The 13,315-nt window shown below is 72.2% G+C and carries 12 protein-coding genes; 6 read left to right on the top strand and 6 right to left on the bottom strand.

Annotated features, from left to right (window positions below; genetic code table 11):
* The first annotated feature begins 16 nt into the window (after nt 1-16).
* Nucleotides 17-739, top strand: coding sequence for a TetR/AcrR family transcriptional regulator (locus ACFQ87_RS24545; protein ID WP_380612944.1), 723 nt, complete (start codon nt 17-19; stop codon nt 737-739).
* 36 nt (nt 740-775) lie between these two features.
* On the opposite strand, the gene ACFQ87_RS24540 is transcribed toward ACFQ87_RS24545, so the two are convergent.
* The 5 genes from ACFQ87_RS24540 to ACFQ87_RS24520 form a co-directional block, all read right to left on the bottom strand.
* Nucleotides 776-910: a hypothetical protein gene (locus ACFQ87_RS24540; protein ID WP_380612943.1), complete on the bottom strand. Its 135-nt coding sequence runs from the start codon at nt 908-910 to the stop codon at nt 776-778.
* 229 nt (nt 911-1,139) lie between these two features.
* Entirely contained in the window at nt 1,140-1,760 is a 621-nt protein-coding gene (locus tag ACFQ87_RS24535) for a helix-turn-helix domain-containing protein (RefSeq protein WP_380612942.1), read from the bottom strand.
* Nucleotides 1,757-3,265, bottom strand: coding sequence for an MFS transporter (locus ACFQ87_RS24530; protein WP_380612941.1), 1,509 nt, complete (start codon nt 3,263-3,265; stop codon nt 1,757-1,759). The genes ACFQ87_RS24535 and ACFQ87_RS24530 overlap by 4 nt, the downstream gene beginning before the upstream one ends.
* Before the next feature lie 325 nt (nt 3,266-3,590).
* Nucleotides 3,591-4,319, bottom strand: coding sequence for a hypothetical protein (locus tag ACFQ87_RS24525; RefSeq protein WP_380612940.1), 729 nt, complete (start codon nt 4,317-4,319; stop codon nt 3,591-3,593).
* A gap of 60 nt (nt 4,320-4,379) precedes the next feature.
* The gene (locus tag ACFQ87_RS24520; protein ID WP_380612939.1) at nt 4,380-4,526 is read right to left on the bottom strand and encodes a hypothetical protein; all 147 of its coding nucleotides are present in this window, start codon (nt 4,524-4,526) and stop codon (nt 4,380-4,382) included.
* Between the two features lie 508 nt (nt 4,527-5,034).
* Between ACFQ87_RS24520 and ACFQ87_RS24515 the strand changes: the two genes are divergently transcribed.
* On the top strand, nt 5,035-6,285 hold the full coding sequence (locus ACFQ87_RS24515) for an IS21 family transposase (RefSeq protein WP_380612938.1): 1,251 nt from the start codon (nt 5,035-5,037) through the stop codon (nt 6,283-6,285).
* 506 nt (nt 6,286-6,791) lie between these two features.
* A complete protein-coding gene (locus ACFQ87_RS24510; protein WP_380612937.1) occupies nt 6,792-9,530 on the top strand; it encodes a SpoIIE family protein phosphatase in 2,739 nt (912 codons plus the stop codon).
* 69 nt (nt 9,531-9,599) lie between these two features.
* Here the strand turns inward: ACFQ87_RS24510 and ACFQ87_RS24505 are convergent, their stop codons facing one another.
* Nucleotides 9,600-10,664, bottom strand: coding sequence for a PP2C family protein-serine/threonine phosphatase (locus ACFQ87_RS24505; RefSeq protein WP_380612936.1), 1,065 nt, complete (start codon nt 10,662-10,664; stop codon nt 9,600-9,602).
* Between the two features lie 344 nt (nt 10,665-11,008).
* Between ACFQ87_RS24505 and ACFQ87_RS24500 the strand changes: the two genes are divergently transcribed.
* From ACFQ87_RS24500 to ACFQ87_RS24490, 3 genes are read left to right on the top strand one after another with little or no spacing between them, the layout of a single operon-like run.
* Nucleotides 11,009-11,521, top strand: a complete 513-nt coding sequence (locus ACFQ87_RS24500) for an FdtA/QdtA family cupin domain-containing protein (RefSeq protein WP_380612935.1) — start codon at nt 11,009-11,011, stop codon at nt 11,519-11,521.
* Nucleotides 11,518-12,720, top strand: a complete 1,203-nt coding sequence (locus tag ACFQ87_RS24495; protein ID WP_380612934.1) for a DegT/DnrJ/EryC1/StrS family aminotransferase — start codon at nt 11,518-11,520, stop codon at nt 12,718-12,720. The genes ACFQ87_RS24500 and ACFQ87_RS24495 overlap by 4 nt, the downstream gene beginning before the upstream one ends.
* Nucleotides 12,713-13,252: a GNAT family N-acetyltransferase gene (locus ACFQ87_RS24490; RefSeq protein WP_380612933.1), complete on the top strand. Its 540-nt coding sequence runs from the start codon at nt 12,713-12,715 to the stop codon at nt 13,250-13,252. The genes ACFQ87_RS24495 and ACFQ87_RS24490 overlap by 8 nt, the downstream gene beginning before the upstream one ends.
* Nucleotides 13,253-13,315 lie beyond the last annotated feature (63 nt).

Here is a 13,315-nt window from a genome sequence, read left to right as displayed (position 1 = left end):
TGAGAGGGAGCGTCGGATGGCCAGGGAGAAGGCGCGTGACCTGCGTGCGGGCATCGCACTGCTGTGGGGCGAGCAGGACCAGCCGACCCGGGGGCCCAAGCCGAGCCTGACCCCCCAGCGCATCGCCGTGGCCGCGGTGGTGATCGCCGACGCCGAGGGGCTGGACGCCGTCTCGATGAACAAGGTCGCCGCCGAGTTCGGCGTCTCGGCGATGGCGCTCTACCGCTACGTGCCCGGTAAGGCCGAACTGATCGAGCTGATGGTCGAGTCCGTCCTCGCCGAGGCCCCCGACCTGTCGGCGGCCGGGGCCGGCTGGCGGGAGCGGATCACCGAGTGGGCCCGCCGGTCCGCGGCGACCCACCGCGCCCACCCCTGGCTACTGGCCGCCACCGCCATGCGCCGTCAGCTGATGGGCCCCAACCAGCTCGGCTGGCTCGACGCGGCGCTCGCCGCCCTGGAGCCCAGCGGCCTGACCGCGGCCGAGCAGCACCGGGTCTTCGTGCTGGTCGCGGGCCTGGTCCGCACGCTCGTCCAGCAGGACCTCGACTTCGACGAGCAGCACAGCCGGGAGTGGAACCGCCTCACCGGCGAGCTCCTGGAGCGCCACGCCGACCGCTTCCCCACCCTCACCCGCGCCATCGCCGCCGGCGCCTTCGCCCCCGACCCGGTCGACCCCTTGGAGTTCGGCCTCGCCCGGATCCTCGACGGCGTCCAGCTACTGGTCGACCAGCCCTCCTAGCGAACCAGTACTACTGGTCGGCGGCGTGAGGCGCGGCTACCTCGGCAGCAGGAGCGCGTATTCGCGGATCAGCGCGGCCGCGCCCTCCTCGACCCGGGCGAAGACGATCACTTCGTCGAGCGAGCTGAACGACCCGAGCTCCTGACGGGCGGCCACGATCCCCTCGGCCAACGGCGGTTCGATGGAGCACGCGTCGGCGATGGCCCGGGCCGGCGCGTTGTTGAGGTCGACCAGGCCGCCGTCGTCGTACTGGCGCGGCAGATCGGGGCGTCCGATGTGGAGGTCGTGGACCCGGCCTGCCGGGCGGGCTGTCGTTGCGGAGTTGTGATGGTCGTGTGGTGCGGCCCGGACCAGCTCGGTCGGCGGGGTCGGCCGGGTCCACCGGGCCGGCCGACCCCTGCTACGCGGTGGGGCGGCTGGCGGCCAGGAGGTCGTGGAGGAGTGGCAGCAGTTCCTCGGGCGCGGCCTTGGCGAGTTCGGCGAAGGCCCCGCTGGAGCGCGCCAGGATGATCCCGGCGAAGGCGGCCGCCGCGAGTTCGGCCCGCAGCTGGGGGCGGTCCACGTGTTCGGCGGCGAAGCGGCGGTGCAGCGGCTCGACCATCCGTTCGTGGAGGTAGGTGCGCGCGGACTGCTGGACCTCGGTGTTGTCGCCGGGTAGGACCGCGGCCATGAAGGAGGGGCCCGGGCCGCGTCGGGTGAGCCGCTCCACCAGGGTGCGCAGGCGGTCGTCGTCCAGCAGGTCGGCCGGTGCCGAGTCGCCCAGCTCCATGCGTACGGTGGCCAGGTAGAGCTGGGTCTTGCCGCCGAAGTAACGGGCGATCAGTGCCGGGTCCACGCCGGCCCGGTCGCCGATCTCCCGGATGGTGGTGCGCTCGAAGCCGCGGTCGGCGAAGAGTTCCATCGCCGCCCGGATCAGGAGCTCCCGGCTGCGGGCGGCGTCCCGGCGCCGCGGGGTGGCGGGTTCCGGCTGTCCGCCGTCCGCGACGGCGGGCCCGTCGGCCCCGGGGGCCGCCTCGGTCACCGCTCGGCTCCGGCCCGCAGCACGGGCACCTCGCCCTCGCCGGCCACGCCGTCGGCGATGCTCTCTTCCACCATCAGCTCCTCGTCCACGCGGGCACCCTTGCGGGCGGCGGTCGCGGCACTGAGCCGCGGCAGGACGATCGTAGTCAGCCCGATCACCACCCACACCGCGCAGCCGATCAGCGCCGCGTCCCGGTAGCCGCTGTCGGCGGGCAGCAGCTGCCCCGGTGCGGTGTGCGCCTGGAGGACGGCGCCGCACAGCGCGCTGCCGGTGGAGTAGCCGACGGTGCGCAGCAGCTGGTTGAAGCTGACCGCGCTGCCGACCTCGTCGGCGGGCACCGCGTTGACGATCAGCCCCGGCATCACGGCGAAGGTGCAGCCGACGCCGAGCCCGGCGATCCCCATCACCACCAGGAGCTCCCACAGGTGGTCACGGGCGAACAGGAAGACCAGCACCGAGACCAGTGAGACCGCGCAGCCGAGCGGCAGCACCAGGGCGGACGAGGTGCGCCGGGCCAGGGTCGGGACCACCTTGCTGGACAGCAGGCTGAGCGCCGAGAACGGCAGCAGCACCAGGCCGGCCACCACGACCGAGGCGCCCAGGCCGTAGCCGGTGCTGGCCGGGGTCTGGACGTAGCGGATCACCAGCGAGAACAGCAGGTACATCCCGACGCCCGCGACCAGGGCGGCCACGTCCGCGGTCAGCACCACGGGGTTGGTCAGGCTGCGCAGCTCCACCAGCGGGTGGGCGGTGCGCAGCTCGTGCCACACCCAGCCGACCAGCAGCAGCACCGAGGCGCCCGCCACCGTCCACAGCCGGGCGCTGGCCCAGCCCCAGCTCTCGCCCTCGCTGAGCACCAGCAGCAGTCCGACCAGCGCCAGCCCGATCAGCACCGCGCCGAGCGCGTCCAGCGGGCGCCGTTCGCGGTCCGTCGTCGGGGGCAGCACCAGGACGGCCAGCGCCAGGGCGAGCGCGCTGATCACGGCGCCGAACCAGAAGGCCGCGTAGATGCCGAAGGACTGGGCGATCAGGCCGGTGATCGGGTAGCCGAGGCCGACGCCGGCGACGGTGGTGATGGAGAGCAGTGCGACCGCCGAGCGGGAGGCCGGGCCGGGCAGCGCGTCCCGCGCGGTGGCGATGGCCAGTGGGGTCAGCCCGACCCCGACGCCCTGCAGCGCGCGCCCGGCGATCAGCGAGTCGAAGCCGAGCGGCAGCGCGGCCAGCACGCTGCCGACCACCACCATGGCGGCGGCGGCGAGGGTGGTCGCACGCCGGGCCGGCCCGTCGCCCAGCCGTCCGAGCACCGGGGTGGCGACCGCCCCGACCAGCATCGTGATGGTCAGCGACCACTGCGCCTCGGCGAGCGACACGTGGTCGACGGCCGCGATGGTCGGGATCATCGGCGCACCGAGACTGCTGATCACCGCCACCACGGCACTGAGGAACACCAGCACGGGCACCAGGGCCCGCTCACGTCGCGTCGACAGGCCCGTTCGGGTCTCCATGGACGCGCCCTCCCTTGTCGGAGATCGAGTGTCTGACGGCTGTCATCATGCGATGTCATCAGACGATGTCATCGCATGATGACATAACTGACCCGCGGAGCAGAAGCCATTCTCGGCAGCGGGATCGCCACTGCCGCGCGGAAGCCGCGCCGGAACCCGAGCCGGAGGACGACGAAGGCCCCGACCGGCGAACCGGTCGGGGCCTTCGCGAAGGCGGAGGATGCGGGATTCGAACTCGTGAAGGGCTTCCGTACTGCTGGTCGTCGGCATCACGGGGGCGCGACGACGGCTGAACGGGCCGACGGGGACGGGCCTGCGGCCGGGCTCAGCGCCTTCGCCGCCGCGACACCCGGCGGTCGGTGTGCCGTGGCGATGGGCGGCGGGGACGAGAGGCCGTTGCGATCTGACGCACCAGCTGGTGCAGGCAGACGGCCGAGGTGATCGGCGGCAGGCCCGCGACGACGATGTCGAGCGGATCGAGGGACGTCCGGTACACCTCGAAGGAGCACAACCCCGTCGCGATGCCGGAGAAGACGACCACCACGACCCACGCGTGCACCAGCCTGCGTGATTCCAGCGTGCTGCGCAGCATCGAGAGGCTGCCCACCAGCCACGGCCCGTAGATGATCACCGGCCACAGGTGGTCCATTCCGTGCGGCACCCGGGACCCGGCGAGGTCGCGCAGCGGGTTGTAGCAGAGCAGCCAGTCCAGCACGCAGACGGCGGTGACCGTCACGGCCGTCAGCACCCCGAACAGCTTGCGGAAGACCAGCGGCCACGATGTCACCGACTGTTCGCGGCGGTGCCGCACGGCCGGAGCGGGCTCCCGCGTCGCCTGGTGCGGCACGGTGTCGAGCAGGCTGAGGTCGTCCAACGACGCGTAGGCGTGGTGCGGCACGGTGTCGAGCAGACTGAGGTCGTCCAACGACGCGTAGGTGTGGAGCGGCCCGGGCTGCTCGCTGTCCCAATCGATCCATCCCTCGGTGGTCGGGACGCCGAGGACACTGGCCCCGCTCCCGAACCAGGCGGAGGACTCGCCCATCGAGTCGTACATCGCCAACTCCTAACGTTGTGCCGTCCGCTGCCCTGCTCGCCTGCCGCCGAGTCGCGCGGGTCAGCATTTGGCCGGGGCCGAGGAGCCGGCACGCTGGGCGTGGCTCTCCTGGAGGTGGCGGAGCGTACGGAGGAAGTCGGCCAGCAGCCGGGAGCAGTGCGCCAGGACGACGCGCTCCCCGTTGCGTGCCAGGTAGCCGCACTGCACGTCTCCCGCAGCATTTCGACGATCGGGCACAAAAAGCCAGCTGCCGACGCTGCATACGGGGTCCCGGTCTGCCGGGGGCAAATTTTGCCATTGACGAATTACACCCATACCCCGGTCAACGACGGGGATGGCCCATCGAATATCCGCAATCCGGGCGACCTTTAATAGCTCATTTTGGGCATGCTACATGGAATTCCTCGGTCGATCCACCCGGGCTGCCGGATTAAAGATTCGGTATGGTGCTCCCGAAAATTCCCCACCCGCCGGGGCGGTGGTCATATGTTCATAACCGCCCGTACCTGCTTGGCGATTCTCCCCGGGTGGCGCGACGGGGTGGCGCGCGCGGAGACCGTGTCCTCCCCGGAATTCTCAACGAATCAGTGGTGTAGACATCTTGCCAGCTTCGCATCTTCCGGATACTCATGTAAGGTCTTTGGCTCGTTGGAGGAATCCGCCATCCACATGCACCCGGCATGATTTTTTAGCCGGTTTCGGCAAGGGGACTGGAATGCTCGCCAGGAACGAATATCTGGAGATGCAGGGGCTGCATCTCCAGGGCTGGTCGATCTCGGCGATCGCCCGGCATCTGAGGCGCGATCGCAAAACGGTGCGGTCCTATCTCGGCGGTGGTCGGGTAGCGGGCGTGCGCAGTGCGACGCCGGACGTGTTCCTGCTCTTCCTGCCCTATTGCCGGCAGCGGCTGGCCGATGACCCGCACCTCCTGGCGACCCGGCTGTACGCGGAGGTGGTCGAGCTCGGCTACCTCGGCGCCTACTCCACCTTCACCCGGGCGCTGCGTCGGCACCTGCTGCGTCCGCCCTGTACGCACTGCCCGCCCGGTGGGTATCCGGGCGGGCCGGCGGACGCGTCACGAGGCGGCCAGGAGATCCGGTTCGACTGGCTCCGGTTGTCCGCCCCGCCGGCGCGGTGGGGGTGCGGCACCCACGCGCAGCTGCTGATCGGCACCCTCACCACCTCCGGTCGCTGGCGCGGCGTGCTGAGCGACGGCGACGACCTCCCGCACCTGGCTGAGGCGATCGACCGGGTGCTACGCCGGTTCGGTGGCACGCCCGGATGCTGGCGGCTCGGCCGGACGCCGGTCGCGTGCAGCGTCGCGACCGGCCAGCCGAAGCCGGCTTTCACGCGGGTGGCCCGCTACTACGGTGCGGCAGTCCAGCTCGGTCCGGCCGGCCATGCCGATCCACCGGACGAGGCCCGGGGGGCGGTGCTGCGCGACTGGTGGTACGGCACCGCGCGGGACACCTGGCTGACCGGTGCCCAGGAGGAGCTCGATCGGCTCGCACTGTGCCAGGACGCCCAGGACGCCCAGGACGCCCAGGACGCCCGGGACGGCCATCGGCTGCCGGCCCTGCCGGCCACCCCGTTCCCCGCGCGATTGTGCACGCACCGGGTCGTCGGCCCTCAGGGGCTGGTGCCGTACCGCGACAGCTTCTACGCGGTCCAGCCCGACCTCGCCGGCGCGTTGGTGACGGTCCACCACCGGCTGGACGAGCCGTACCTGTCGATCGCCACTCCCACGGGCGCCGTCATCGCTCGACACCGGCTCGCGCCGCCCGGGTCGGCCCGGACCATGGCCGACGACGCCGGAACGAGCGCCCTGGAGCGCCCCGCACGCCTGGCGCGGCCCCAGGTCCCCGCCTGCAGGGACGGCTGGCGGCGCAAGCCGCTCTCACGGCAGGCCTTGGCCGAGGCGCAGGCGCTGCGCGCGTCCGGCGGCGGACGCGATACGCCTCGGTGACGCGGTGGAGGACGGACGGGTCCGCCCGACTCCGGCTCTCGTCGGTGCGGCCCACGAGGTCATGGACGAGTTGGTGAGGGTGGCCCACGCCTTGCGTCCGCTGCGCGAGCGCGAGCGACCCGGGACACGGCCGGGCCGTGCTGTCCACCGGTGCCCGGAGCCGGCAGAACATCGCGCTCTACGAGAGCGAGGGGTACCGGGCGGCGCCGCACTCCGGTGCCGACGGGACAGCCCGCCTGATCAAGAACCTGGCGTGGGCCCGGCTTCCATCCTGGGCCCAGGCGCGTCCAACGGACTCTCCTCGGCGCCTCGTGGCGCACCCACGGGCCGACAGCCCGCCACCCCCCGAGGCGTGACCGGAGGTGTGCTCACCGCAGCCACCGGTTCCCGGCCGGCGTTCCACCCCGGCCCGCCGTGGGCTTCGCGCGTGCGCGTCCTCGGGCCGGGTGGCAGCGTGGAGGAGGGGACCCGGATGCGCGGGAACGGCCCGGACGCACACAGGGAGCATGCCCTTGAGCAAGGCACAGGACGGACCGGAGGAACACCGGTCCGCTCGTAGCCGGCTGCGCTCGCGGCTGCGGGTGCGCAGTGTCGCCGGGCAGGTGTTCCTGTGGCTGCTGGTCGTGGTGGTGCTGCTGGTCGGCGCGGCCCTGACGACGCTCATCCTGCAGGCCCACAACTACGCCATCAGTGATGCCGGGCACAGCACGCGCGCCGCGGCCGTCACGTTGTCGCGTTATCCCGGGCTGGCGGCTGCTCTGGACAGCGCCGATCCGACCGCGGTGCTGCAGCCGCTGGCCGTGGACGTGCAGAAGAGCGGCGGCTTCGACTACATCGTGATCTTCGGCACCGACGGGACCCGCTACGCCCAGACCGCCCATCCCGAGCTGATCGGAAAGCACGTCTACGGCGACTACCAGGATTCCCTGAAAGGGCCGTACACCGTGACCGAGAACATACCGCTGGGACCCGACGTGGACACCACCGTGTCGGTCACCAGGCCGGACGGTTCGGTCGCCGGTTTTCTCTCGGTTGGGTACTACGTCAAGAACACGGGAGGCGCGGTGAGCCGGCAGCTGCCGGTCCTGTTCGGCGGTGCGGCGGCCGCGCTCGCCGTGGGGACGGGCGGGGCGGTGCTGGTGCGGCGGCGGCTGCGTCGCCAGACGCTCGGCCTGGGCCCGGCCGAGATGACGCGGATGTACGAGCACCACGACGCGGTGCTGCACGCGGTGCGCGAGGGCGTGCTGATCGTCGGCGGGGACGGTCGGGTGGTGCTGGCGAACGACGAGGCCCGGCGGCTGCTGGAGCTGGCGCCCGAGGTGGAGGGACGGCCGGTCACCGAGCTGGGGCTCGATCCGGGGCTGGCCGGGCTGCTGGCGTCCGGGCGGGCCGCCACCGACGAGGTGTACCCGGCCGAGGACCGGCTGCTCGCCGTCAACAACCGCCCCACCGCGCCGTTCGGCGGCGGGCCCGGCAGTGTCGCGACGATCCGGGACACCACCGAGCTGCGGACGCTGGCCGGGCAGGCCGAGGCGGCCCGGGCCCGGCTGAGGCTGCTCTACGACGCGGGTGTACGGGTCGGCACCACCCTGGACGTGGAGCGGACCGCCCAGGAGCTGGTCGACGCGGTGATGCCGCGCTTCGCGGACTTCGCCACCGTCGAGCTGGCCGAGGCGGTGCTGCGCGGTGACGAACCGCTCCCGGACACGGGCGTCGCGGGAGGCCCGCGGATCCGCCGGGTGGCCGCCGGCGGCATCCGCGAGGACCGGCCGTTCCACCCGGTGGGTACGCAGATCAGCCCGCTGCCCGGCACACCGGAGGCCGTCGCCCTGGGAAGCGGGCGCGCCACGCTGGTGCCCGACCTGCGCCAGGCACACGCCTGGCGGGCACGTGACCCGCAGACCGCCGACCGGATCCTCGCGTACGGGGTCCACTCGCTGGTCTCCACACCGCTCAGGGCGCGCGGCCTGACCCTGGGCGCGGTCACCTTCTGGCGCTCGGGGCAGTCCGCACCGTTCGGGGAGGAGGACGTCGCCTTCGCCGAGGAACTGGTCGCCCGCGCGGCGATGTCCATCGACAACGCCCGCCGCTACACCCGCGAGCACCGGATGGCCGAGGCGCTGCAACGCAGCCTGCTACCCCGCGCACTGCCCGAGCAGAACGCCATGGAAGTGGCCTACCGCTACCGGCCGGCGCAGCGGGGGGTCGGCGGGGACTGGTTCGACGTCATCCCGCTGCCCGGCTTCCGCGTGGCCCTGGTCGTCGGCGACGTCGTCGGCCACGGCCTGCACGCCGCCGCCACCATGGGCCGACTGCGCACAGCCGTCCTCAACTTCGCCGCCCTCGACCTGCCCCCGGACGAGCTGCTCGCCCGCCTCGACGAACTGGTCGCCCGACTCGACCAAGGCGAACCCGTCGAGGACGACAAGACGAGGGCGGTCACGGGCGCCACCTGCCTGTACGCGATCTACGACCCGGTCTCCGGACACTGCGCCATGGCACGGGCGGGCCACCCGCCGCCCGCCCTGGTCCGCACCGACGGCGGCGTGGAGTTCGTCGACCTGCCCGCCGGGCCGCCACTCGGCGTGGGCGGCCTGCCCTTCGAGACCACCGAACTCCAGCTGGAGCCCGGCAGCGCACTGATCCTCTACACCAACGGACTCGTCACCGGCCGCGAGCGCGACCTGGAGAACGGACTCGCCGCGCTGCGTGCCTGCCTGGCCGACACCCCAGCTCACGGATCCCCGGAGGAGACCTGCCGGGCCGTGTTCGACACGCTGGTCCCACCGCACCCGGGCGACGACATCGCACTCCTCGTCGCCCACACACGCCTGTTCGAACCGTCCCAGATGGCCACCTGGGACGTGCCGTACGACTTCGCCGCCGTCTCCCGCATCCGCAACGCATGCGGCCACCAGCTGACCGCCTGGGGCCTGGAGGAACTGAGCTTCACCGCCGAGCTGATCCTCAGCGAACTGATCACCAACGCCCTCCGCTACGGCGCCGAGCCCATCCGCGTGCGCATGCTGCGCGACACCAGCCTGGTCTGCGAGGTCTCCGACAGCAGCAGCACCGCCCCCCACCTGCGCTACGCCGCCACCATGGACGAGGGCGGCCGGGGCCTGTTCCTGGTGGCCCAGATCGCCGAGCGGTGGGGGACCAGGTACACGGCCCGCGGCAAGGTCATCTGGGCCGAGCAACCACTGACCGCACCCGAGTACCGGTTCGAGGCGATGCTGCTCTAGAGCCCGCGTGGTGGAGGTGGTCCTGAGCGCTGGTGTGGTCGCAGAGCCGGGCGAGGACCATGCCCCTGATCAGGCGACGCGGGGAGGGCGATGGCGCCTGGTGACCACCAGGATGGCCATGTCGTCGCCGCGTTCGCCCCCGGTCCAGTGGCCGACGTCCTCGGTGAGGGCATCCACCACCGCACCGGGGTCACTGAACCGCCTGTGCATGCGCTCCGAGGCGAGCGGGTCGTAGAAGGCCCCCCGCTTGTCCCGCGCCTCGGTGACGCCGTCGGTCACCAGCAGTAGCGAGGCCCCCGGGGGCAGCCGCACGACATCGGCGGGCACGGAGTCGGTATGAGTGGGATCGACCAGTCCCAGGCCGAGGGGTAGCTGTGGGACGGTCGGGTCGAGCCGTGCGAGCCGTCCGTCGTGGATCAGGTACGGGGGCGGATGCCCGTGGTTCACCAGGCTCAGTACCTCGCCGTCGGTGGAGACCTCGGCCAGTACGGCGGTGATGAAGCCCTCCATGGCGGGCACCGGGCCGCTGCAGGCTGTGTCTCTGGCCACTGCCTCGTCCATCCGCTGTCCCAGCGTGACCAGGCTGGGGGCGTACTCGGCTTCCTGGCGGAAGGCTCCGATCGCGATCGCCACGGCGGCGACAGCCGCGACGCCTTTGCCCCGCACATCGCCGATGATCATCCGTACCCCGAACGGCGTCTCCTGCACGGCGAAGAAGTCACCGCCGATCCGTGCCTCGGCCTGCGCCGCCGTGTACCCCGCGGCCACGGTCAGCGGCCCGACCATCCTCGGTGGCTCCGGGAGGACCGCCCGCTGGACCCTCTCCGCGACATCCCTGGCCAGTGCCAGATCGCGCCCCTGCCGCACGATCAGCCGGTTGACCGCGAGAGCCAGCACGCCGATCACGCTGACCACGGCGAGGTCGACGATCAGTGGTGTCGCCGGACGCCCGCGTTCGATGTCCACCAACACCGAGACCACGCACGTGACACACACGACGGCGAGCGCGGAGCGGAAGGAGAGCGTGGCACCCGCGATGAGCGGTGCGGCTGCCAGCAGTGGGAGTCCCGTGTACGGCTGGGGTGCGAAACGATCCAGCAGGACGCCGGCCACGAGGACCAGTGCCGCGAGCATCCACGGCACCTTCGCCAGAGTGGGTCGCAGGACTTTCACGGTGCACCTCCCGTCCCGGCCGATCAAGGCCCGGAGCGCGGGCCCCGGCCAGCCTGTCACATCGGGGACTTACGCGATCTTTCGGACACGCTCGTGGTCGCCCGCGGGGCTGTCCGGGCCTTCGGCCAAGGGCGGAGGTGTCATCGGGGAGGCCTGCCACAATGATCTGATTAGTCATCAAACTCAGCGTTTGTCCGGGTTGTTGTGTAGCCTCACCGCATGTCCACCGGACGTGCGGTCGGCCCGCGCGAACTGCAACGTGCCCTGAGTGGAATCGGGGCGTCGGTGCACCATTCCAGCTGGTCATGCTCACGGACGAGGACTTCGAGTACCTTCCTCGCCCCGAGAGGAGCATCGCCGTCGCCGAGAACGCCGCCGAATCCGCCCGTGCCGCATGCGTGGGAAGGATCAAACCGTGCCGGCTGATCAGGCTGGAGCAACACGTCGATCCACGCGGCACCCTCTCCGTGGTCGAGTCCGGCATGACCACGGACTTCGCCATCCAGCGCGTCTACTACATGTACGGGCAGCCGGAGTCGTCGCCGCCTCGTGGTGAGCACGGGCACCGCACCCTGGAACAGGTGGTGATCGCCGCGCACGGCGGCTTCTCGGTCAGCCTGGACGACGGCTTCCACCGTACGGCGTACCGGCTGGACGAGCCGGGTGTGGGGCTCTACATCGGGCCGATGGTGTGGCACGTGCTCCAGGACTTCGCCCCCGGGTCCGTCGCCCTCGTCCTCGCCTCGCGACACTACGAGGAATCGGACTACTACCGCGACTACGACACCTTCCTGCGCGACGCCCGGCGCCTGCCGTGAACGTGCCCTTCCTCGACCTGAGCGCGGCCTACCGGGAGCTGCGGGCCGACCTCGACGCGGCCGTGCGCCGGGTGGCCGCCTCCGGCCGCTACCTGCTCGGCGCCGAACTGGAGGCGTTCGAGGCGGAGTTCGCGGCGTACTGCGGCAACGACCACTGCGCCGGGGTCGGCAGCGGCAGTGCCGCGCTGGAGCTGGCGCTGCGCGCGCTGGGCATCGGACCCGGCGACGAGGTGGTGGTGCCCGCGCACACCTACATCGCCACCTGGCTGGCGGTGTCCGCCGTCGGGGCCAGACCGGTGCCCGTCGATCCGACGCCGGACGGGCTGTCCCTGGACCCGGCCCTCGTCGAGGCGGCGCTCACCCCCCGGACCAGGGCCGTGCTGCCCGTGCACCTGTACGGGCATCCGGCCGATCTGGATCCGCTGCTGGCGATCGCCGAACGGCACGCCCTGGCCGTCGTCGAGGACGCCGCGCAGGCGCACGGCGCCCGCTACCGGAGCCGCCGGATCGGATCGGGCCACGTGGTCGCGTTCAGCTTCTACCCCGGCAAGAACCTGGGCGCCATGGGCGACGCCGGAGCAGTCGTCACCCGGGACGCCGCCCTGGCCGACCGCGTCCGGCTGCTGCGCAACTACGGCTCCCGGGAGAAGTACCGGCACGAGGTGCGGGCCACCAACTCGCGACTCGACGAGCTCCAGGCCGCCGTGCTGCGCGCCAAGCTGCCGCACCTGGACGCCTGGAACGCCCGGCGGGCCCGCACCGCCGAGTGCTACACCCGCGCCCTGGGCGGCCTTCCGCAGCTCGCCGTCCCCGCCACGGCCGCCTGGGCCGATCCGGCGTGGCACCTGTACGTGATCCGCTGCGCAGAACGTGACGAGCTGCGCCGTCGGCTGGAGCGGGCCGGGGTGGAGACCCTGATGCACTACCCCGTACCACCCCATCGGTCCCCGGCCTACGCCGACGACCCGGCCGGCGCGCCGCCCGGCACCCACCCGCGCAGCGAACACCTGGCAGCGGCGGGCCTCAGCCTCCCCCTCGGGCCCCACCTCGGCGGCGACGAGGCCGGCGTCGTGGTGGAGGCGGTCACCACGGCGGCCGCGGGGCTGCGAGCGTACGACCGTCGTTCCCCGGCGGGGACGCCGCGGACGGGAAAGCACTGGACGGAAGCCTTCGGGAAGGGATCGCGGCCGAATGGATGACCGCTGCTCCGCCGTGCCGCCGGAGATCGTCCGGCTGCCCCGGTACACCCGCGCCGACCAGGACGAGATCTTCGGCCCCGGCGACGACCCCTACAGTGTCGGCGACCTCGGACTGACCTTCCGGCCCAAGGAGATCCACCTCGGCATCCGGGCCGCCGACGACCGGCTCGTCGCCCACATCGGCCTGGTGCCGATCCTGCTCAGCGTCGGTGACACAGAGCTCGCGGCTGTCGGCATAGGGGGCCTCGCCGTCGCCCCCGGCAGGCGCGACGGCAGCCTCGCGCGCGCCCTGCTCGAAGCCGCGTTCGACCACGCGCGCACGCTCGGCTCCGCGCACGCGCTGGCGTTCTGCCGCCCGAGGCTCGTCCCCTACTACGAGCGGCGGGGCTTCCACGAACTGGCTGCGGAGGTGACGGTGGAACAGCCCGGAGGGCGGCTCGTGGTGATGCCGCTACGCACGATCTGGTCGCCGCTGCGTGACGGCGCCGAGTGGCCCGCGGGCGCGGTGCGGCTGCGCTCACTACCGATCTAGGTCGACGGGGGCCACCTAACGAGGAAGGCTCCGACCGGAAACCCGGTCGGAGCCTCCGCCCTG

It is taken from the genome of Kitasatospora sp. NPDC056531, from assembly GCF_042794375.1.
Classification (GTDB): Bacteria; Actinomycetota; Actinomycetes; order Streptomycetales; family Streptomycetaceae; genus Kitasatospora.
The sequence above is the reverse complement of the archived record's forward strand: the minus strand, read 5'-3'. Positions and strand labels throughout refer to the sequence as shown.